Consider the following 290-nt stretch of genomic DNA (forward strand, 5'->3'; position numbering starts at 1 on the left):
CGGGACCACCGCGGACCGGGTGCTCGCCGCGGCCCGTGACGCCGGCATCTCGGACCCGGTCGCGATCACCCCGCCGTCGGAGGCGGGCCAGGCGTGGCAGGTCGGTCAGGTGAAGCGGTCCTGGCCGCTCGCGCAGGACGCGGTGTCGGTCGACCCCGGGTCGGGCGCGGTCCTCGACACCGTCCGCTGGACGGACTGGCCGTTCATGGCGCAGGCGGCCGAGGTCGGCATCTCGGCGCACATGGGCATCCTGTTCGGGGTCGGCAACCAGCTGCTGAGATCGGAAGAGC

General features: G+C 74.1%; 1 pseudogene. It reads left to right on the forward strand.

What is annotated here, in order from left to right:
- Nucleotides 1–290: pseudogene (locus tag DBV35_RS29845) on the forward strand (hypothetical protein); the annotation flags it as partial.

The sequence above is a fragment of the Acuticoccus kandeliae genome (assembly GCF_003073115.1).